Origin of the sequence: Granulicella mallensis (assembly GCF_014203225.1) — a bacterium.
Lineage (GTDB): Bacteria > Acidobacteriota > Terriglobia > Terriglobales > Acidobacteriaceae > Granulicella > Granulicella mallensis_A.
Genome location: NZ_JACHIO010000006.1, coordinates 248,892 through 268,387, shown reverse-complemented (window position 1 = coordinate 268,387; position 19,496 = coordinate 248,892). Strand labels below are relative to the sequence as shown.

Sequence of the window (19,496 nt, the reverse complement as noted above, 5' to 3'; positions counted from 1 at the left end):
AAGACTGCCGTTCCAGTGCAGCCGTTGGCCGGAAGAACGGAAGGGCTCGATGAACTTGAATTTGCGTAGCTGGAGTATCTCCTTTTTTGTTCCAGCGCTGTTCGGCACAGTATTGGTAGCAGGGCCACGCACGGCACAAGGTCAGGACCGGATCTTCTCTCCGGCCGCAGCTCGAACAGAGACGATGTTGCTGGCTTCTTCTGACTCAGCGAAAGAGTTCTTCAAGTCGGTCGCCGTCTCCGATGCCGTATCAAGTAGTAGCGACGATACGGAGGATCTGCCTGATGCCCCCAGCGCGGTTGCTCTTCGTGAGCCGGTCTCCGCACCTCGGGGCCGGGTGGAGAGTACGCATGTCGCTTCGACGCTGACGAAAAACGTCCCCGCTGGATGGACGGCACAGCCCTTGACGACGCGTCAACAGGTCGTACTTGGCATCCATAACCTTTACTCGCCACGAGGCATTGCCGGGATGGTATTTGCGGCAGGCTACTCGCAACTGGCCAACGGCCAGCCGAACTACGGCAGCGACACGGATGCCTTTAAAAAGCGTCTGGGAGCGGTGATTCTTCGTGACACCACAGAATCTCTGTTCTCGGATGCGATCCTCGCTCCCATGCTGCATGAGGATAGCCGTTACTATGTGCAGGGGCCGCAGCACAACTTTTTCTATCGCATAGCGTACGCGGCATCACGGCCGCTGATTACGCGTACGGATAGTGGAGACTCCACAGTCAATGGCTCCCTGTTGCTGGGATATGCCGCGTCCAGTGTGCTGACGAACGCTTATTATCCAAGCGTCAACAGGAACTTTCACGATACGGCTTCCACCTATGGCGGGTCGCTGGGTGGCGCAGCCCTCGGCTTCCTCCTCAACGAATTTCATGATGAGGTATTGCAGACACTTCATCTCGAGAAGAAAGATTAGAGCGGCTGTCCGTTCTTGTCGTTGTCTTTGCTTTTGTCGTTGTTTTTGTTTTTGCCTTTGCTGTTGTTTTTGTTGTTGCTTTTCTGGTTGTCATTCCCGAAGGGAATCTGCTGTTTGCTCGTATCACCACAAATATGCGTCTGGTGAGAACCGGAAGGGCACGGTTTCAACCGTGCCATAAGAGCCAGGCCAAAAGCCTTGTACCGCTCTGCCGAAGGCTGGAGTGAAGGCGCAGCCGCAACGACCGAATTGCTCTCTTTTGTCGAGCCGAAGACGCTTGGGAATGTCCACGTGTCTCTCTTCGCTGCGCTACCTTCACGAAGGTCCAACGGGTGAAGTGCTGGTTCCACGTCAGCCGTGCTGCAGCGATTTGTGCCGACGGCCGGACTGGTTTGCCTCTACCAAAGAAGACAATTCACCGTTCCGGCTACGCCTTCACTCTGGCCTTCGGCAGAGTCGTATGAGACTTCAGCTCGACCTTTTGTGGCAAGGCTGAAGCCGTGCCCTTCCGGTTCGTGCCTGTGTGCACGTTCTCGCCTGTCCATGCAGGACTGAAGTTCCTGTCCTGCGGTCTCGCTCAGGGGCAGAATGACAATCAGAACAGCAACAGCGCAGCATAAGGAGCAGAGGCTAAACAGAAAGGCCCAGTCCGTAGACTGGGCCTTTCTGTTTTCTATTTCCTGCTCTTAGAACGTCGTTGCGACGGTAAAGCGGAAGGTCTTACGCGGCTCTCGCAGTACGTAATCCGCACCGTAGAGTTGCAGGGCTTGCTGGTAGGTGAACTGACCCGCACCTAGGTTGGTGGGGAAGAGTTGCTGGAACTGCTGCGGCGTTACAGCCAACTGCTGTGGCAGGTTTCTGTAGAGACGGAGCGGGTTGTAAGCGTAGTAGATGCGGAACGGTGCGTTGACGATCGGCAGGATGACCTGCAGTTCGGCACCGTTCGACATACGCGGAACCACGTTTGTATGGGGCACCGTAGCCAGGTCGAGTGGGAAGGTCACCTTCTGTCCGCCGAAGCAGGCGCCGTTGATGACCTCAGGGCAACCATAGAGCGGCGTGTTGAGGATCGACTGGCCGAGGACGCTCTGACGTAGCTGCGACTTCTCCGTATCGAAGGTCAGGCCAAAGTCGGTGAAGACTGCAAACGTCACCTGGTTGACGATGGGGATACGGTACTCGAGATTCGACGTAAGGCTGGTATCGCCGCCGATGGGAGCCAGGCGATAGATAGGAAGGGGGATCTGCACGTTGCCCAGTGTGGCGTTGGTCGGGTCGCGCGGAACCAGTGTGCCGTCGGGGTTGGTGAGGTTGAACAATACCCGCGTCGGGATGAAGGTATACGGCGAGCTCGAACGGATGTCGAAGCCGCGTACTTCGTTCTCGCCGCCGCCATAGATACGGTTGAAGGGCGGTGCAACCTGACCGCCGAAGCCGGCGACGTTGGAGAGCTGGATGCGATAGCCCAGGACGTTGTGTCCCTCACGATCGATCCTGAAGCCCTTCATCGGGAAGAACTGGCGGTAGGTTGCGGTTGGCGCGTAGTACTTGGTATTGCCGCCAATGCCTGCAACCTGGAACGCAATGTTGAAGTCCTTGCCGTGGTGCGGTCCCTGTGCCCGGTCCAGCGTCGAGAAGCTGAAGCTCGGCGTCACCATGGAGGTGATGATGCCGGTCAGCTGGCTCGATCCTGCGATACCGGAACGGAATGCCAGCGACTGGAAGACGTTGCGCGTCGTATCGCTGAAGGTCGTGATGCCCGAACGCGACAGGGAGTAGGTGACACCGACCCTGGCCACGCCCGAACGACGGAACAGCTTGCGCAACGGCGTACCCGTTGAGATCGTAAAGCCGGTCGAGGACTGGTTGTAGTTGCTCGACAGCGATTGCGCCTGGGCCGACTGGTTGGCTGTTGCGCCCGTAAGAGAGGCGGCCTTGGCCGGGTTGAAGTCGGACTTGCTGCTGAACACCTGCGCACCCAGCGAAATCGGCTTGTTGCGCAGATAGGGCTCATTGAAGCCCAGGCTCAGGGTGCGCGACAGATCGCCGATGTTAGCGGTTACGTTCAGGGTCTCGCCCAGTCCGAGGAAGTTATTGGTCTCGTAGTTGAGGCCGATGAAGGAGCCGGAAAGACCGCTGAGTCCGCCGTTCAGGCCGATGGAGTTCTTGCCCTTTTCCTTCAGCTTCAACAGCAGGTCGACCGTGCCGGCGTCAGCGTTCTGGCGTGTCTCCACGTCCTGCTCAGCCTTTAGCGTGTCGAAGTAGTTGAGCTGGTTCAAGCGCAGCAGCGAGAGATCGACGAGACGGCTGTTGTAGACCTGGCCCTCTTCGATGAGGATCTCGCGGCGGATGACCTTGTCGCGGGTGATGGTGTTGCCCGAGAACTCGATGCGCGAGACGTAGAACTTCTTGCCTTCGTCGATGTCGACATCGAGATAGACGAGCTTCTTCGCTTCATCGACACGCGGGGTTGGTGTGCCGACCATGTTGATGAAGCCGCCCTCGCCGTAGGCCTTGCGCAGTGCTTCAATGCCCTTGCCGAAGAGTGTGGCGTTGAAGTACTCGCCGTCCTTCTGCGCGAACTGCGCACGCAGGGCCTTCTTGTTGGTGTATTCCTTGTTGCCGGTAAAGGTGATGCCGCCCAGACGATAGCGAGCACCTTCTTCGACGGGGATCAGGATGTCGACGCGCTTGCCGGTGGAAGGACGCAGCGTTAAGGGGTTGATGCCGCCGGCATTGCGGACGTTGGTCTGCGGCTCACCGGTCAGTGCTTTGAAGTAGCCCTTGTCGCGATAGGCTCCGCGTACGCGCTCCGCATCTTCGTCCAGCTTGCTGGCGTCGAAGGTGCGAGGCAGAAGATCTTCGAGGAAGATCGAGTGCGGAATACCGATGGGCTTCAGGTTCTTCATCGAGGCGCGAAGTTCACGCGCGCTGAGTTGCTGATTGCCCTGGAAGACGATCTTGCCCACCTTTACGGTAGGGCCTTCCTTGATATTGAAGGTCAGTGCAACGGCGGCTGGAGGAATCGTCTTGATCTCGGTCTTGATGACCGCGAACTGATGTCCGTGCTCGCCGAGCATCTCCTGAAGGACGACTTCAGCACGCTTGACGCGCGTTTCATCGAACTGGCTCTCGACGGTGAGACCGACTTTTTCTTTCTTCCAGCGGTCGTACACATCGGAGATGGTGACGGCGTTCAGGCCCTTGAAGTTCATCTCTCGAATGGTGGGCTTTTCGCGCACGTACACGATGAGCTGAACGCAGTTTGCCTCATTGACGCGCTCGATGCGCACATCGTCGAAGTAGCTGGTGTTCCAGAGCGAATTGAAATCACGTTCGACCACGACGGGATCGAAGGGATCTCCAGGCCGCGAGAACAGCCGCGCCAGGATGGACTCCTTGGGGATGCGGCGGTTACCGATGACCTGCGTCTGGCACAGGATCTGCGGGCCTGCTTGCGCTCCGCTGAACTGCGGCTGGGCCTGCACCTGCGCTCGAAGTGCGGGTGTGAGAGCTGGAATCAAGGCCATCGTCGCCAACGCTGTAAGCGCGGTGACTGGAATGCGAATGCGGCTCGAGCGCGCGCGCACAGGCTGGGACGTACTGATCAGAGAGCTTCCGCTCACTCGCGTTCCGGTAAAGATAACCACACCCTCACTGCTCTTTGAATCTCTCAAAGCTTTTTTGAATACCAAACCCTGCGCGAACGAAGGGAATCTTGATTATAGGGGATGCACTGCTACTCGGGAGAAGCGAAGTGTAGCGGCGACCCTTCGGCGTACATAAATCAAGATCTTCCTCCGAACCCTGCTCCCGGACCTGAAGCCCACGTTTTGCAGTTGCCTTTTTCATAACGAATTTGCTTTTCATTCGCGTCGCCAAAACCGTAAAGCGTGGATAGGAAAAACAAAGGCAAAAGCTTTAGGGTGTGTCATCAAACGGCTGTTGGGATGAAGTTCGATTGTGCAAATGGCTCGCTGTGGCACTGTTTCGTTAAGGGCATGGCTTCAGCCATGCCGCAGGAAACCGGGCCGAAGGCCCATACCTCTCTGCCGAAGGCTGGAGTGAAGGCGCAGCCGGAGCGACTGAATTGCTTTCTTTGATTGCGGCGAAACGGGTGGCCACATCCTCGAACGTGTCTCTGGTGGTTCTTGTGCAGCCTGGTCGCACGAAGGAAGGCAATTCAGTCGTTGCGCCCTGTGGGCTTCACTCCGGCGTTACCACCCAGCGAGCAAAAGCGGCTCGCCGGGGCCCGGTTCTTCGGCAGAGTGGAAAGGGCCTGTCAACACTGCCTTTGCGGCATGGCTGAAGCCATGCCCTTCCGATCCCTGCCTCGACAAACCGACTATACGGTTCGACCAGACTCCAGGTGCCGTTTGGTGACGCCCTCTAGCGTCTGCTGTAGGGAACGGTCAGGCCGACGAGGTCCGCGCTCTTCAGGAACTCCTGCAGTCCGGCGGCCAGCTTGGGTTCGATTGAGCTCACAGGGGAGCTTGTATCGGAGGTTTCGATCTTCAGCAGCACGGGGACGGGGCGCGTTGCGTCGGCCTGGAGCGGTAGTCCGCGGTGCGGCTTGGCGTACACCAGGGTTACATGCTGGCTGGTCTGCGAATACTGCCTGCAGGCCCCGCCATCGCATACGGTGGAGGCTTCCAGCTTTTGCGTCAGGCCATCGTTATAGGTTGCGGCGGTCAGGTCGACCGGTCCCTGCGTAGAGGGCGATTCGATCTGCCCATGCCAGGTTGGGTTCTCGCCCCGGGCGATGTGGCAGACCTCGGCATCGTGCACGCCCAGCTCCGGAGAGATCCCAAGAGAGACATGCGTCCCGGCGACCCCAGGGGCATCTCCCGGCGCCTCGTACTCGCCCCACACGTAGACTACGGTTCCGTCGACCAAACCCTCGGCCCAGGAGCGTACCAGCGAGAAGTTGCCGATGTGCTGGGGCATGGGAGGAGGAGCGGCCGCGGACTTCACGGCCATCGCGTCGACATGCGCGGTGTGCACCGCCTCAAGGCCGAAGACGGTCGACAGGATCAGGATGGCCGCTACCTTTGCGAGGTAGGGCACTGCCACCGGGCCGCGTGACGGCTTCTCTTCCGGCGGCGCAGCGTTCACATCTTCCGGCGTGCGACGCAGGTGCTCAATGGCGGTGAAGAACAGGAACGCCGCCAGCAGAAACAAGCAGGCGCCTACGATGTGATCGGCTAACTGCTCGTGGGCCTGCAGCGCAGGAAAGGAGACCGCGATCCGGTCATAGACCACCAGGCTGCACAGGCGCAGCAGGTTAAAGACATATCCCAGCAGGACTGCGCCAGCCACTAACGGCGCAAAGATGAACCAGCGAAAGCGGTAGACATAGCCGACCACGATCGCGGTGAGTCCCAGGGTGATCGATCCGCGCAGACCATCGCATCCGGGGGCGATGAACATCCCAAACCTGGGAGCGAACAGGATGTTGAGGTCCACGGTGCTGAGCTTTGCGCCGATGAGATGGGCAAAACCGCGCGCGACGGATGCCCCGGCATGCTGAAGCGGAAGATCGACAAAATGACTGAAGGTCTGGGGAACAGGGATAACGGCCCACATTAAAAGAATGGGGAACCAGGCAGCACGCAGGAGGCGCTTGCCGCCGAAGAGCAATACCATGCCGGTCGCATAAATCACTGCTACCAGTGGAAGCGGTGGCAGTTGCAGCAGCCAGTCTTTATTAACGGTTACGATCAGCAGCATCTGATCGCGAAGAAACATGAGGATGGAGGAGGTTGCCAGAACTGCGAAGCCCCACCAAGAGCCTTCAGTCACCCACCCAATCGATCGCCAGGCCCTTAAAATCAGGGCGAAGCAAATAATAGGAACCACCATTCCTATCGATTTGAGCTGGTCGGTTCTCCAGATTTCAAGCAGTGCCTGTACGGAACCGTAGATACTTAAGAGGCCTACCGCCGCGCACACTGAAGCGTACGCGACGGCGACTTGCGGCCTGAATCGCTCTGGAAAGATGCTCGACAAAGAAGACACCAGCAGCCATCAAGCTGCAACTCACCAGGTTTTACTTTTGGTCTGACTTGCGGCGTGCGCGAAGACGCGTCCTGAGTGCGGACACAGCGTACGCGCCACCGGAGAGGCCTGCCAGAATCAGGGTAGGATTCTCTGGAGTATCCGTGCAGCCGGTCAGCACGGATTGTGCATGCATTGGCATAGCTGCCATGAAGGCGAGGGCAATGGTCGCGAACAGAAAGGTCTTCTTCATAAGTAGTATGTCCCTATTCGTTGTTGGATGCGTTCAAGTCTAAAGATGCCGTCGGCTTTCCGTTTGGATGCTTCTGAAGCTAAAACCTTCGGGATGAACCGCGCAGAACATCGTGTCCTTTACGTTCTTAGACACATCATCAACAACAAAGTTCTGAGCAGTTGTCTTATCGTATCGAGTGGCTGGTGCTAAGTCAATCGGAAAGCGATTCACTACAAAGATACTGCTGGTTTTGCAGAGGCAGCTTTCCAACTGTTCCGACGCTTTGATCTTAGCCTATAACCCGTAAAGATCCGGGTTTTTCGCCGTTTTTTCACATCAAACCGTCAACGTCTGTAAAATCAGGCGTTGTATTCAATGGAGGACAGCAACACAATGGCATCGGCAATGGCGAGCATAGTCGCACTGAAGGGCGTGTACGAGGAGTTGAAGTCGCGCATGGACAAGACTGCGGAAGACTTCCGCGCCAACCTGTTGAGTGTCCGTACGGGCCGGGCTTCCGTTCATATGCTCGATAACGTCAAGGTTGACTACTATGGTACGGAGACTGCGATTGCGCAGGTTGCGCAGGTCACCACGCCTGAGGCCAACCTGATCGTCGTCCAGCCATGGGAGCAATCCCTGGTACAGGCGATCGAAAAGGCCATCCGCACCAGCAGTCAGGGATTCAATCCCATGCACGACGGCAAGATCATCCGTGTTCCTATCCCGCCGATGACCGAGGAGCGCCGCCGTGAGGGGATCAAACAGCTCGCCGGGGTGCTCGAAGATCACAAGACCTCCATCCGCAATATCCGTCGCGACGGCAATGAGACGGTGAAGAAGGCCGCCAAGGACAAGCTGATCTCGGCTGACGACGAAAAGCGCGCCAATGAAGAGATTCAGCAGCTTACGGACTCTCAGATCAAGCGCGTTGAGGACCTCTTCAAAGCGAAGGAAAAAGAAGTGATGACGCTGTAAGAAGCAGAGTGACAAGTGGTAAGTGATAAGTGGCAAGTGAAGGCCTCGCCCCATCTGTGAAGGATGCCGCGAACGGTCTTATCACTTGCCACTTGCCACTTGCCACTTGTCACTTACCACTTACCACTCGCTTTTACCGCATCTGTTACTGCCGCCGCTTCTCTTGCCTGCTGCACATCGTGCACCCGCAGAATGTGCGCTCCATTCAAGACTGCGGCGACGTTTGCGGCGATGGTTGCAGTACGACGTGCCTCGGCGAGGGGCAGGTCTGCCGGCTGGACGGCACGCACCGCCTCACCGAGAAAGGCTTTGCGCGAGACCCCGGCCAGGAGAGGGTAACCAAGCTTGCTGAGTTGGTGAAGACCCGTCAACAGCGCGAAGTTGTCCCGGCCCAGCTTGCCGAAGCCGAATCCCGGATCGATGACGATATGCTCCCGGGAGATGCCGGCGGACTGGGCCACCATGAGCTGCTCCCGCAGGCCCTCCTGCACTAGGGGAACGACCTCTTCCGGAGTCAAAGGGGGCAGGGCGCGCCAGTCCTGCGGACGGCCGCGGGTATGCATCAGCAGCAGGCCACAGTGTGCGGAGGCGACGGTTGTGGCCATGGCTTTATCCCATAACAGGCCGGAGACATCATTGATGATCTCAGCCCCCATAAGGGCTGCGTTCCGTGCCGTGGCCGCGTGGTACGTATCGACGGAGACGATCGCCTGGGAGCGCTCCCGTAACAGGCCTTCGAGAACGGGCAGCAGGCGCAGTTGTTCCTCTTCGGAGCTAAGCGGCTCGGAGGTGGGCCGCGTCGACTCCGCGCCAAGATCGATGATGTCGGCGCCGCTGTCGACGGCTGCGACGGCTGCGGCGATTCCGGCTGCGGTCGTATGGCCTGTGTCCTGCCGGGCGACGCCGTCGCCGGAGAAGCTGTCGGACGTCAGGTTGACGATCGCCATGATCAGCGTTCGCTCGCCCAGTGCGAGCGTTCGGGTGCGGAGCCGCCAATCAAAGTGTGGACGCGGGGCGAAGGTCATCTGCGAATTGTAGATGTAGACTGCGGCCATGCGTGCCTCCTGCAGTCTTGTGTTCGCCCTGGGTCTCGTTACCGGTCTTACAGCCTCCGCCCAAACGCCCTCCATCGTTCCGCCACCTGTCGTTCATCCCGCATTCCCGACGGGATCGGGCACGCCTCTGGGAGCGACGATCGAAGCCCTGCTGGCCGATCCTGCCGTCTCCCGCGCTCATTGGGGGATCGCCGTCACAACGCTGGACGGCGTGCCGCTCTATGGTCTCGATGAGGGCAAGCTGTTTCGCCCGGCCTCGAATAACAAGCTCTTCACCACGACGGCTGCCATGGCGTTGCTCGGCCCAAACAGAACCTTCGAGACACGTCTCTATGGCAAGCTCGACGAGGCTACCGGCGTAGTGAACGGCGACCTCGTGCTTGCCGGTGGAGGCGATGCGAACTTCGGAGCGGACAACCTGCCGTATGTGCCCCCCGCCCAACGGGCAAAGGACAAGGTAAAACCGCCCGCTCTCCATGACCTGGAGGTGTTGGCCGATCAACTCGTGGCCAAGGGCGTGAAGCGCGTCACAGGCAGGATCATCGGCGACGATACGCTGTTTCCGTGGGAGCCCTATGCGGAGGGTTGGGAGGCCGACGATCTGGTGTGGGGCTATGGCGCTCCTGTCAGCGCGCTCACGATCTCGGATAACGAACTGCGTCTGACCATCACTCCTCGCAAGGCGATCAAGCCGGCAGAGGGGCCGGCGGATCGGGCAGCGATCGTGGAACTCGAACAGAATGGCGTGCCCTATTACAGCGTGCAATCCGAGGTGACAACCGGGGAGGCGCACGCTCCCTCGCCAGGGGTACAGGTCGAACATGCGCCGGGCTCTCGCGTGCTGCGAGTCTATGGAGAACTGGCTGCGGATGCCAGGCCGGATGTCGAGTACATTGCTATCGACGACCCTGCAGTGTATGCGGCAATGGCCCTGCGCAGCATGTTGCTGGAACGGGGCATTACCGTTACCGGTGAGGCCCGGGGACAGCATAGACCGGTGGTCGATGGGCGGGGGTTCTCGTCTGTTCTGCATGCGCCCGGTGGACAGGAAGAGGCTACATTCAACGCTGGATCGACGGGCGACTCCTGCGAATCCTTGTGGTCGCAGGAGGAGGTCCTGGCCTCGCATACGTCCGCGACGCTGGCCGAGGACGTGATCTTTACCGACAAGGTCAGCCAGAACTTACATGCGGAGTTGCTGTTGCATCATCTCGGGCAGCACGTCTCCTGTGGTCAGGGATCGACGGTTGGAGGCGCGCGCATGGTGCGTGCTTTTCTGCTGCACGCGGGGCTCGATGGAGACGACTTCGTCTTCTACGATGGCTCGGGCCTGAGCACCCATGATCTCGTTGCGCCACGTGCGACAGCGCAGCTATTGGCTTACGCGGCAAAGCAGCCATGGTTTTCGCGATGGAAGACCGCGTTGCCAGTGGGCGGCGAGGATGGATCGCTGGCCGCACGCTTTGCTGATACGCCGCTCAAAGATCATGTCTTCGCGAAGACGGGGACGCTGGGCGAGTCGCGGGCGCTTTCGGGATATCTCGACGGCGCAAGCGGGCGGCAGGTTATTTTTTCTATTGTGGTGGACGATCACTCGCCGCAGAGTTCGGCGGATCGGGTTGCGATGGACAAGATCGTTGCGGCCATTGCTGCTGCGGAGTGAGGGGAAGTCAGCGAGTCAGCTTGCTTCGCGTCAGCAAGTCAGCAGTAGATTTGTGGCTGACTCGCTGACTCGCTCTTTATCGCGGCGTGTGTTTCTTCACGAACTCGCGTAATTCCAGGTTTAGTTCGAGCGCCTTCTGCACCCCGGAGTCGAGCATTCGCAGCCAGTCGCTGGCCGGCTCCTTGAGCTCGGCCATACTCAGCAGGTAGCTGGTCTGGACGATGACTTCAAGGGAGTTGGAGAGATCGTGCGCCAGGCGGCGGATCTCAAGCGCAACTTCTTCGGGAATTTGTTGCTGGCTGGCCAAGGTATCGGTCGAGGACTTACTCATCAGATTGTAGACGGCTCCTCTACGCTAGGTCGTTGTGGTTAGTTCGACGAGGACTGTGAAGAAAACGATTCGCCAAATTTCAAGAGTTCAACAGCTCAACGGGAGAACAGTTTGACACGAGGTGCACCCCTCTGGGAAACTAAGAGTTCACGCAGTTGGCGCCAGGCGCTCGGCTGAAGTGAGCCGAAATGGCGGAATTGGCAGACGCGCATGGTTCAGGTCCATGTACTCGCAAGGGTGTGGAGGTTCGAGTCCTCTTTTCGGCACCAAGATCTGATGTGACAAAGGGCGGGTTCATCCCCGCCCTTTGCTGTGTCTAGGTGTAAATCGCTGCTTCGAACCGGCGAATCGCCTCTTCATCCCAGGCATGGGAGTTTTTCCGCCAGATCTCGCCGCTTTGCTCCAGAAAGTTGGGGAAGTTTGTGCGGCAGAAACTCAGTTTCCGCGCAAAGTCGATCAGCGCCTGTGCACTGCCGTCGATGTACAGCACGCATTGCTGGCCGTCCCGCGACCACTGCACGCTGGCGATGTACTCGCGGTCGGGTTCCTTGAACGAGGAGATGTTGTAGACCAGCATCGCGTCCATGATGCTGTGTTCCTGGGTCTGCTGGGAGCGGTCGCAGGCGTAGAAGTATCCGCTTTCGCCTTCGTCCTCAAAGACGGCCGTCCAGGGAACGGCGGGCGAGTCGGAGGAGAGAAAGGCATCACCGGGTTTGAAGGTCAACGAATCCATATCTACAGGGTACAAGGCCTCGCTGCTAGTAAACTCACCTCAGACGATGAGACTTAAAGGCTTCTACATTGGGCGCGGACAGAGAGTCGCCGCGCTGTTGCTGCTTATACTCTTCGGCGAGTGCCTTTGGTCGATCGCGCACCGGCCGCTCGACGCCAACGATTACCGCTACGCCCGCTGCGGCCGCGAGATGTGGGAGCGGCCCTCCCCTGTTGCCGGCTACTTCACGACCTGCGGCAACCTGAACGGCGACGGAACCTTCGCCTACCGCCTGGCGGGCTTTCCGCTTACGGCCCAGCGCCTCCTGATGCTGGGCGCCGACCACTTCCGCAAGCCTGAAAACAAGCTCTACGCGAACGGTGGGCTGAACGGGACCACCTGGGAGACACGGCACGAGCTCTCCTGGGTGAAGTATCTGCTGCGACTCCCCTTCTGCCTGTTTGCGGTGTGGCTTGGCGGGGGACTGTGGTGGGTCGCCAAGCGGCTCTTCGGCAATGAGGGTGGCGCGCTGGCGCTGGCACTCTACTGTTTCTGCCCGGCGATCGTCCGGTACGCGACGATGCCGAACAATGAGATTCTTGCGCTGTGGGGGCTTTACGGGCTCGTCTATACGGCGATGGGCGTGGCTCACGCGCTCCAGGGGCCGAGACGGAAGTGGCGTCCCCGGATCGTCCTGCTGACGGTAGCGCTGGGCTTTACGGCTGCGGCGCACCTGCTGGCCGGGATGATTGGGTTTGTCGCCGGTCTCGTGTTTTTCTTCTACCTCGCGGAGCGGCGGCGCAGCTATGTGTCGCAGATCATGGTCTTCGCAGGGCTGGGTGCGCTGGCGATTGTGTTTGCCTCGTTTGGCTTTCGGCCCGCGCCCTTCAGCTACGTCTTTACCGGCGGCAGCGGACGGTTCTGGTTCTCTCTGGAGGCCGCGCACCGCTTCGTGACGACGCCGGCCAATGCGGGCATCCTGATTGCCACAGTCGTGGCGCTGGCGATCTATGTGACGTCACGCCGCAGCCGGTACTTCGGCAATACCGCCCCCCTTGTGATGATGCTGGCGCTCCTTCCCCTGTATACGACGCAGGTGGTGACCGCGCCCTGGCTGTGGGCTTTGCCGTTTCTCTTCACCTTTATCGGCGGCGTCTTCGCCGATGCGCTGGAGACGCGGCAGCGCAAGCTGTTTCTGCTGCTGTCGGGAGCAATGGTTGTGACGCAGGCGGCGTTGTGCTGGATGTCGATGGCTGGGGTGTTGGCCTAGTTTCTAGTTTCAATCTTCAAGAACGATGCAGAGAACCTGAATATTTGTCTCTTGTTCTATCGATTTGCGAGTGAAAGGGCAGTTTCGTACAGGTCCAGCAGAAAATTGAATAAACTTAAAGCATTCTGCTAGCCAAATTCTGTTCTACTCGGCATCATCAAGATGCACCTGAGGCACTTTCTGTGAAGAAGCTTCCCTCGACTACCGTCCGCGCCGCCTTGGCGCTCGCGTTTGTTTCGCTCACGCTTCTCTCGCTATCCGGCTGCAAGGGTTGCCAGTCGGCCCCTGTCTCCTCGTCGCATCCCAGCATTCCTCTTCCTCAACCCAAGGGCGATACGGGTACCGAGGTCCAGAAGCTGATCGGCTCGCCCCAGCTTGCGATCCTCAAGTGGCCGAACTACTCCGACTATCAGGCGCAGGTGCAGAAGTTCTACATCGACCGTGTCTATGAACCGGCATGGCTGCGAGATGGCAAGCCAACCTCCCAGGCTACAGCGCTGATCTCACTTTTTACCGACGCCGAGCAGAAGGGCCTCAAACCGGAAGACTATGACGCCTTGCTCTGGCCGGAGCGTGTGCAGAAGCTTGCGGCAAGTCCTGGCAGACCAGGCGAAGAGGCCCAGTTCGATACCGCGCTGACCATCTCGGCCATGCGCTATATCTCCGATCTGCATGTCGGTCGCGTGAACCCGCAGTCCCTGAACTTCGACATCGACGTTCCGTCCAAGCGCGCGGCGTTTGACCTGCCGGCGTTTCTGAGCGGACAGGTTCTCGATTCTGCCGATGTGTCCGGGGCGATCGCCACCGTCGAGCCGCAAAATGCAATGTACGTCGCGCTACAGAAGGGGTTGGCGCAGTACCTCGAACTAGCCAAACAACAGGCTGCGAATCCGCAGCCACCGCTGCCCTCCCTGGGCGCGACAGGTGCCAAGCCGATTGTGCAGGGTGGGTCGTATGCAGCGTTGCCACAGCTGCTGGCACGGCTGCAGCTAGAGGGAGATGTGCCAGCAACAGATCCTGACACCCCGGCGACTTCCGATGCAACCGGTCCCAGAAGCTATAACGCGGAGCTCGTAGCGGCGGTGAAGCACTATCAGCAGCGCCACGGTCTTACGGCGGATGGCAAGCTGACGCAATCGACCATTGACTCGCTGAATGTGCCGATGGACGTGCGGGTGCAGCAGCTCGCAAACTCACTGGAGCGCTGGCGCTGGATGCCGGACAACTTCATCAACCCGCGTGTGCTGGTGAACCTGCCGGAGTTCGTCGTCCGCGCGTACGATCCCGACCACTCGGTTGCGTTCAAGATGAAGATCGTCGACGGCGAGGCTAAAGGTAACCACGACACCCCGATGTTCGTTCGCTCGATGCGGTATGTCGTGTTTCGTCCTTACTGGAACGTGCCACCGTCGATCATCAAGAAGGAGCTGATGCCTCATATTCAGCGAAGCGGCATCGGCTACCTTGCGGATAAGGGGTACGAGGTGGCGAGGAACGATGGCACGGTCGTTACCGGCTACACGGCTCACGACATCGAGCATCTGCGCTACATCGTGCGGCAGAAGCCGGGGCCGAAGAACTCTCTGGGCCTGGTGAAGTTCCTCTTCCCGAACGAGTATGACGTCTACATGCACTCCACGCCGGAGCTGCCGCTCTTCAACCTGACGCGCCGCGACCGTTCGCACGGCTGCGTGCGCCTGGAGCACGCCGACCAGATGGCTGCGTGGGTATTACAGGGCCAGGGTGATTGGGATGAGGACAAGATCTCCGAGGCGATGAACGGCGATAAGGACAATAAGACCGTCAATCTGAAGACGACATTGCCTGTGATCATCGGCTACTTCACGGCGACGGCCGATGAGGATGGCTCCATCCACTTCTTCAGCGATCTCTATGGCTACGACAAGGCGCTCGAGGCAGCGCTGGACAAGGGGATGCCGTATGAGTCGGCGCCGGTGAAGATCAATCCGAAGCTGGTGCCGGGCGAGACGGAGTAAGAGCGATCGTCAGATGATTACATGCAGGTTTTGATTGCCACCGCGTACCGCAGTGGTAATCAATCGGTGATCATAGGTGGCCAATTGTCCGTCATGAGCTTGTGCGAGAGCCAACAGGTAGCTGTCTGTAATCTGTCCTGAAGTAAGAAGGCGCGATGCGTCCAGTAGATTGCTATCCAAAAGGCTTACATCATCAGCCCAAAAGGTATGGTTCGGTAATGCCCGCAAATCGAGTAGCGACCGCACAACTGCTGCCGGCGTGCCAGGCGAGTTTGGGTAACGAGGATGCCCGACGATACGAAGCACGCCATTTTCTGTAATCGGGCATGTAGCCCATACGTCATGTTTGTGCTCAGCTAGCCATCGATGGGCTTCGTCATGGCGAATGTGAAGAGGATCGATCAGCGCGATCAGAATGTTGACATCCAAAAGAAAGGTCATTCTGGAAGCTCGTCGCGAAGCTGATTTACCAGATCGTCCGTTATGACTTGTCCATCACCACGAATAGGTAATAGGGTTATGCCATTGCGGATTGAGATACCGGATGTGACAGGTCTCAATGCCTGGCGCGTCAGAGCTGAGATAACTTCACCGACAGTCTGATGCTTTTGTTCAGCCAAACCCTTAGCTGCGGCGAGTACATCATCGTCTATGGTCAAAGTCGTCCGCATATTTACCTCCGCATCCTGCATCATACATCAGATGCAGGTGGGCGATTGGTTGGCGTCTCCGGCCCGAGGTGGTTCGCTATCCAAGTCTCTGACTCGGCCTTCATCTGGCGAAGGAAGTCACTGAGTCTCTGGCCGCGATTCTGTTCAAAGGTGCGGTCGAGCACCTCGCAGTGCGCGATGCGGTCGAGTCGGAAGACGCGGAAGTCCTCGCGCAGTTCGCACCAGGCCACGACCGTCCAGGTGCCGCTCCAGCAGTAGAGCGCTAACGGGCGCACGGTGCGCTCGGAGGGTTCGCCGTTCAGGCGGGTGTAGGCGAAGCGAATTGCGTGGCATTCCAGGCATGCCTTGTGGACGCGGTCGAGCAGGCGGCGCTGGGGCTGTTGCATCCGGTAGCCGGGCGCATAGAGCAGGATGGCATCGAGACTATCGGCGAGAGCAGGGGGGAGCACGGCCTCGATGCGGGCCAGCGCGGAGTCCGCGGCTGTCGCATTTTCCACTCCGCCCCAGGCCTTTACCAGGCGTGCGCCGAGCACCAATGCCGTTAGTTCTTCAGGAGTAAACATCAGCGGTGGCAGATCGAACTCGCGGCGCAGCGTGTAGCCCACGCCGGCCTCGCCTTCGATAGGCTGGCCTGCAAGCTGCAGGTCGCGAACGTCACGATATATGGTGCGTTCGGAGACCTGAAGCCGCTCGGCTAAAGCGCGAGCCGTCTTCAGGCGTCCGGAGCGAAGCATCTGCACGATGCGAAAGAGGCGGTCGCTGCGTCTCATTGCGGGCCTCTCTTCTGTGGGTTAACGGCTGTGCAGTCCGATGTGGTTGCCCTCGGAGTCCAGCAGGCAGGCATAGGATCCAAAGCCGCCGGGGATCTCCGTGCGTGGCACAAGCACGGTTGTGCCAAGAGTGTTGGCGCGTCCGAGCGTGGCATCGAGTTGGCCATCGACGTTGAGATAGACCATCGTACCGTCGGCCGTGGGCTTTTGCAGCGGGCTGTGGATCAGCGCTCCGGCCACAGCGCCTCGTTCGGCCGGAAACATGAAGTAGGGAACGGCGCTGGGAAACGCGCAGAGCTTCTTATCGAGCAGCGTCTCGTAGAAATGAACGGCGCGCTGCATGTCGGTGGCGGGGATCTCGAACCAGGTTACGGCGTTGCCTTCAAACTTGCTCATGGGAGTGTCTCCTGTGCGATATGAAATCGACTACAACCGCAGAGTAGGAGAAGGCTCCTGACAACGTTGTGTCAGGAGGATGGCAGGAGACGTTTTATTTGAGGCTTGTCCACGGATTGAGAAGGAGCACCCCGGTTGTCGCAAAGTCGGCAGTATTGCGCGTCACGACGGTCATGCCGTGCACCATCGCCGTTGCGGCGATCAGGCCATCGCGAACGGGACGAGGATTCGGCACATGGAGATGCGCACTGCGTTGGGCTACAGCGATATCGACAGCCAGGATGCGGTTGTCGAACGCAGGCAGCACATAGTTGTTGAGCCATGCCCGGAGCATCGCCCCTTGTGAAAAGTCACGGCGTTCGACGAGCAGAACGCCGATCTCCAACTCCTGAATCGTGATCGCCGATAGATACAAATCGGAGGCATCTACGCCGTTTGCCCAGTCGGAGAGGTGGCGGTCCGCCTTCCCGGAGCGCACCTTGCGCAACTCGGATACGACATTGGTATCGAGCAGGTACATCAGGAGAGGTCTGCCGGTTGTGCGAGATCGTGCAGCTTCGGAGCCTCGAATTCAATGTCTTCGGCTCCCGGCATCGCCAGAAGGTCGGCGATCTTCGCAGGCTCGCCGCTGATCTTCCTGTACGCGGCATAGGTCAGCAGCACATGTGCGGGCCGTCCCCGGTCCGTAATGAACACCGGACCGGACTCCGCAGCCTTCTTGGCCTTGCTGGCGTCCTGATTGAACTGGCGGCTGGAAAAGGTCGTGATGGCCATAAGGTACCTCCTGCCAGACAATGTAGATATGTTACTACAATGCCTGGCCTGCCCCTAAACCTTGTCATTCCGACCGACTAACGGGAGTGGAGAAACCCCTGTATTCTGCGATGCCTAGGACAGGACACACTTTGTGGCTGACAACAAGAATCGCAGGCAGAGCGTACAGTGTGCCCCCTTTGGCTTCATTGGTAGTAGGAGCAGCCGCGAAATACAGGGGTTTCTCCGCTCCCGTTAGTCGGTCGAAATGACAGGCTTTAGGGGCAGGTTCATAGATTTGTAGATACAAATCGTAGTGCTAGTAAGCGTCGCCGCCAGACTCGCCATGCACCGTGTCTAGGTTCTCAAAGCGCGTGTAGTCAGCGAGGTAGGCCATCTTGACGGTGCCTGTCGGGCCGTTACGCTGCTTGGCGATGATGATCTCCGCCTGGCCCTTGATGTCTTCGTTCTCGCGGTCGTAGTACTCTTCGCGATGGATGAACGCGACCACGTCGGCGTCCTGTTCGATAGAACCCGATTCGCGCAGATCTGAGAGCAGGGGCTTCTTGTCACCTGTGCGCTGTTCGCTGCCACGTGAGAGCTGCGACAGAGCGATGACCGGAACCTTGAGTTCTTTGGCCAATGCTTTAAGGCCGCGCGAGATTGAGCTGACTTCCTGGGTACGGTTTTCGAACTTCTTCTGCGAACTGCTCGCCGAGCCGGTCATAAGCTGCAGGTAGTCGATAATGATTAGGTCAAGCCCTTTCTGCTGCTGAAGGAGGCGTCTGCACTTGGCGCGCATCTCTGCCAGTGTGATGCCAGGTGTATCGTCAATGAACAATTTTGACTCGACCAAGCGTTGCAAGGCATCAATTAGCTTACCCTTGTCCTCTCGCGGAATAAATCCAGTCTGTAGCTTGCGCGAGCTGACTGCAGATTCGCTGGCCAACATGCGTCGTAGTAGCGATTCCTTTGACATTTCAAGAGAGAATAAGGCGACGACTTTATCATCCTTCACCGCACAGTTTTGCCCAATATTTACGGCCCAAGCGGTCTTACCCATGGACGGACGAGCCGCGATGATGATGAGTTCGCTGGGCTGTAGGCCGCTGGTCATCTTGTCAAATTCAATATAGTGAGTGGCCAAGCCGGTTACTTCACGGCCCTGTTCGTAAAGAGCGTCGATGGAGCCGAATGAGCTAGCGACGATCTCGGCAATACCTGAGAAGTTTCGCTGAATTGCGGAATCAGCCACTTCTGCGAGCCGTTCTTCCACATTATTAAGGATGGTCGTAGCTTCATCGGCCTGATCAATAGCCAAACCTATTCCAGAATCGAATATATTGATCAACTGTCTAAGAAGGCTCTTGTCCTTAACGATACGAACATAGGACTCGATAGCAGGATGCCGTGGAATTCCCTCGCTTAGATAGGCGAGATATGCCATGCCTCCTATGCTGTCTAGTTCTTTGGTTTTTGAGAGGGCTTCACTAACAGTGATTAAATCGACGGCATATCCCGCTTCAAGTAGGGCTAGGATTGCCTTGTAGATACGTTGATGAGAGTCAATGGAAAAGTCATCAATGTGCAATTTGGCTGTTGCGTCTAGAATAGCTACCGCATCCAACAACATCGCGCCGAGAATAGTAACCTCAGCGTGCATTGATTGAGGAAGTCCATCGGCGAAATTGTGTTCGCTCGGGTACTGCCTATTCTCTGCGGAATTTTTCATGGTAACACTCT

At 58.4% G+C, this 19,496-nt stretch carries 18 protein-coding genes and 1 tRNA gene; 6 read left to right on the top strand and 13 right to left on the bottom strand.

Annotation, left to right across the window (positions count from 1 at the left end; translation table 11 throughout):
* Positions 1-49 precede the first annotated feature (49 nt).
* The gene (locus HDF15_RS09000) at positions 50-925 is read left to right on the top strand and encodes a hypothetical protein (protein ID WP_184254762.1); all 876 of its coding nucleotides are present in this window, start codon (positions 50-52) and stop codon (positions 923-925) included.
* A gap of 686 nt (positions 926-1,611) precedes the next feature.
* Here HDF15_RS09000 and bamA read toward each other — a convergent pair.
* The 3 genes from bamA to HDF15_RS08985 form a co-directional block, all read right to left on the bottom strand.
* On the bottom strand, positions 1,612-4,575 hold the full coding sequence (bamA, locus tag HDF15_RS08995; RefSeq protein ID WP_184254760.1) for an outer membrane protein assembly factor BamA: 2,964 nt from the start codon (positions 4,573-4,575) through the stop codon (positions 1,612-1,614).
* Positions 4,576-5,314: 739 nt separating this feature from the next.
* Positions 5,315-6,877 carry an exosortase J gene (gene xrtJ, locus HDF15_RS08990; RefSeq protein ID WP_311733069.1) on the bottom strand — a complete coding sequence of 521 codons (1,563 nt, stop codon included), beginning with the start codon at positions 6,875-6,877 and terminating at the stop codon, positions 5,315-5,317.
* Positions 6,878-6,974: 97 nt separating this feature from the next.
* Positions 6,975-7,175 (bottom strand): PExPT-CTERM protein, encoded by a 201-nt coding sequence (locus HDF15_RS08985; protein WP_184254756.1) that lies wholly within the window; start codon positions 7,173-7,175, stop codon positions 6,975-6,977.
* Positions 7,176-7,550: 375 nt separating this feature from the next.
* Between HDF15_RS08985 and frr the strand changes: the two genes are divergently transcribed.
* On the top strand, positions 7,551-8,135 hold the full coding sequence (gene frr / locus HDF15_RS08980; RefSeq protein ID WP_014263452.1) for a ribosome recycling factor: 585 nt from the start codon (positions 7,551-7,553) through the stop codon (positions 8,133-8,135).
* Positions 8,136-8,248: 113 nt separating this feature from the next.
* Here frr and folP read toward each other — a convergent pair whose 3' ends face one another.
* The gene (gene folP, locus HDF15_RS08975) at positions 8,249-9,190 is read right to left on the bottom strand and encodes a dihydropteroate synthase (protein ID WP_184254754.1); all 942 of its coding nucleotides are present in this window, start codon (positions 9,188-9,190) and stop codon (positions 8,249-8,251) included.
* Here folP and dacB point away from each other — a divergent pair.
* Complete coding sequence (gene dacB, locus HDF15_RS08970; RefSeq protein WP_221314345.1) at positions 9,189-10,853, top strand: D-alanyl-D-alanine carboxypeptidase/D-alanyl-D-alanine-endopeptidase; 1,665 nt, start codon at positions 9,189-9,191, stop codon at positions 10,851-10,853. The two genes, folP and dacB, sit on opposite strands and share 2 nt — an antisense overlap.
* Positions 10,854-10,929: 76 nt before the next feature.
* Here dacB and HDF15_RS08965 read toward each other — a convergent pair whose 3' ends face one another.
* The gene (locus HDF15_RS08965) at positions 10,930-11,184 is read right to left on the bottom strand and encodes a hypothetical protein (RefSeq protein ID WP_184254752.1); all 255 of its coding nucleotides are present in this window, start codon (positions 11,182-11,184) and stop codon (positions 10,930-10,932) included.
* A gap of 182 nt (positions 11,185-11,366) precedes the next feature.
* Between HDF15_RS08965 and HDF15_RS08960 the strand changes: the two genes are divergently transcribed.
* Positions 11,367-11,453, top strand: a tRNA-Leu gene (locus HDF15_RS08960).
* Positions 11,454-11,500: 47 nt separating this feature from the next.
* Here the strand turns inward: HDF15_RS08960 and HDF15_RS08955 are convergent.
* Complete coding sequence (locus tag HDF15_RS08955) at positions 11,501-11,917, bottom strand: DUF2251 domain-containing protein (RefSeq protein ID WP_184254750.1); 417 nt, start codon at positions 11,915-11,917, stop codon at positions 11,501-11,503.
* Positions 11,918-11,963: 46 nt separating this feature from the next.
* On the opposite strand from HDF15_RS08955, the gene HDF15_RS08950 reads away from it, so the two are divergent.
* Positions 11,964-13,166: a glycosyltransferase family 39 protein gene (locus tag HDF15_RS08950; protein WP_184254748.1), complete on the top strand. Its 1,203-nt coding sequence runs from the start codon at positions 11,964-11,966 to the stop codon at positions 13,164-13,166.
* A 182-nt stretch (positions 13,167-13,348) separates the two neighbouring features.
* The gene (locus HDF15_RS08945; RefSeq protein ID WP_184254746.1) at positions 13,349-15,163 is read left to right on the top strand and encodes a murein L,D-transpeptidase; all 1,815 of its coding nucleotides are present in this window, start codon (positions 13,349-13,351) and stop codon (positions 15,161-15,163) included.
* Between the two features lie 9 nt (positions 15,164-15,172).
* Here HDF15_RS08945 and HDF15_RS08940 read toward each other — a convergent pair whose 3' ends face one another.
* The 7 genes from HDF15_RS08940 to dnaB form a co-directional block, all read right to left on the bottom strand.
* The gene (locus tag HDF15_RS08940) at positions 15,173-15,604 is read right to left on the bottom strand and encodes a TA system VapC family ribonuclease toxin (protein WP_184254744.1); all 432 of its coding nucleotides are present in this window, start codon (positions 15,602-15,604) and stop codon (positions 15,173-15,175) included.
* Positions 15,601-15,834 carry a CopG family transcriptional regulator gene (locus tag HDF15_RS08935; protein WP_184254742.1) on the bottom strand — a complete coding sequence of 78 codons (234 nt, stop codon included), beginning with the start codon at positions 15,832-15,834 and terminating at the stop codon, positions 15,601-15,603. Before HDF15_RS08935 ends, HDF15_RS08940 begins: the two co-directional genes overlap by 4 nt.
* A gap of 20 nt (positions 15,835-15,854) precedes the next feature.
* Positions 15,855-16,604 (bottom strand): YafY family protein, encoded by a 750-nt coding sequence (locus HDF15_RS08930; protein ID WP_184254740.1) that lies wholly within the window; start codon positions 16,602-16,604, stop codon positions 15,855-15,857.
* A 21-nt stretch (positions 16,605-16,625) separates the two neighbouring features.
* Entirely contained in the window at positions 16,626-17,000 is a 375-nt protein-coding gene (locus HDF15_RS08925) for a VOC family protein (protein ID WP_184254738.1), read from the bottom strand.
* A gap of 94 nt (positions 17,001-17,094) precedes the next feature.
* Positions 17,095-17,520: a type II toxin-antitoxin system VapC family toxin gene (locus tag HDF15_RS08920; protein WP_184254736.1), complete on the bottom strand. Its 426-nt coding sequence runs from the start codon at positions 17,518-17,520 to the stop codon at positions 17,095-17,097.
* Positions 17,520-17,774: a type II toxin-antitoxin system Phd/YefM family antitoxin gene (locus HDF15_RS08915; protein ID WP_014263462.1), complete on the bottom strand. Its 255-nt coding sequence runs from the start codon at positions 17,772-17,774 to the stop codon at positions 17,520-17,522. The genes HDF15_RS08920 and HDF15_RS08915 overlap by 1 nt, the downstream gene beginning before the upstream one ends.
* A 298-nt stretch (positions 17,775-18,072) precedes the next feature.
* A complete protein-coding gene (dnaB, locus tag HDF15_RS08910) occupies positions 18,073-19,485 on the bottom strand; it encodes a replicative DNA helicase (protein ID WP_184254734.1) in 1,413 nt (470 codons plus the stop codon).
* Positions 19,486-19,496: the final 11 nt, after the last annotated feature.

Excerpts from the sequence above, each read along its gene's own strand:
- HDF15_RS09000 (WP_184254762.1), top strand. The coding sequence starts at position 50 with ATGAACTTGAATTTGCGTAGCTGGAGTATCTCCTTTTTTGTTCCAGCG.
- HDF15_RS08985 (WP_184254756.1), bottom strand. The coding sequence starts at position 7,175 with ATGAAGAAGACCTTTCTGTTCGCGACCATTGCCCTCGCCTTCATGGCA.
- frr (WP_014263452.1), top strand. The coding sequence starts at position 7,551 with ATGGCATCGGCAATGGCGAGCATAGTCGCACTGAAGGGCGTGTACGAG.
- dacB (WP_221314345.1), top strand. The coding sequence starts at position 9,189 with ATGCGTGCCTCCTGCAGTCTTGTGTTCGCCCTGGGTCTCGTTACCGGT.
- folP (WP_184254754.1), bottom strand. The coding sequence starts at position 9,190 with ATGGCCGCAGTCTACATCTACAATTCGCAGATGACCTTCGCCCCGCGT.
- HDF15_RS08965 (WP_184254752.1), bottom strand. The coding sequence starts at position 11,184 with ATGAGTAAGTCCTCGACCGATACCTTGGCCAGCCAGCAACAAATTCCC.
- HDF15_RS08955 (WP_184254750.1), bottom strand. The coding sequence starts at position 11,917 with ATGGATTCGTTGACCTTCAAACCCGGTGATGCCTTTCTCTCCTCCGAC.
- HDF15_RS08950 (WP_184254748.1), top strand. The coding sequence starts at position 11,964 with ATGAGACTTAAAGGCTTCTACATTGGGCGCGGACAGAGAGTCGCCGCG.
- HDF15_RS08940 (WP_184254744.1), bottom strand. The coding sequence starts at position 15,604 with ATGACCTTTCTTTTGGATGTCAACATTCTGATCGCGCTGATCGATCCT.
- HDF15_RS08935 (WP_184254742.1), bottom strand. The coding sequence starts at position 15,834 with ATGCGGACGACTTTGACCATAGACGATGATGTACTCGCCGCAGCTAAG.
- HDF15_RS08930 (WP_184254740.1), bottom strand. The coding sequence starts at position 16,604 with ATGAGACGCAGCGACCGCCTCTTTCGCATCGTGCAGATGCTTCGCTCC.
- HDF15_RS08925 (WP_184254738.1), bottom strand. The coding sequence starts at position 17,000 with ATGAGCAAGTTTGAAGGCAACGCCGTAACCTGGTTCGAGATCCCCGCC.
- HDF15_RS08920 (WP_184254736.1), bottom strand. The coding sequence starts at position 17,520 with ATGTACCTGCTCGATACCAATGTCGTATCCGAGTTGCGCAAGGTGCGC.
- HDF15_RS08915 (WP_014263462.1), bottom strand. The coding sequence starts at position 17,774 with ATGGCCATCACGACCTTTTCCAGCCGCCAGTTCAATCAGGACGCCAGC.
- dnaB (WP_184254734.1), bottom strand. The coding sequence starts at position 19,485 with ATGAAAAATTCCGCAGAGAATAGGCAGTACCCGAGCGAACACAATTTC.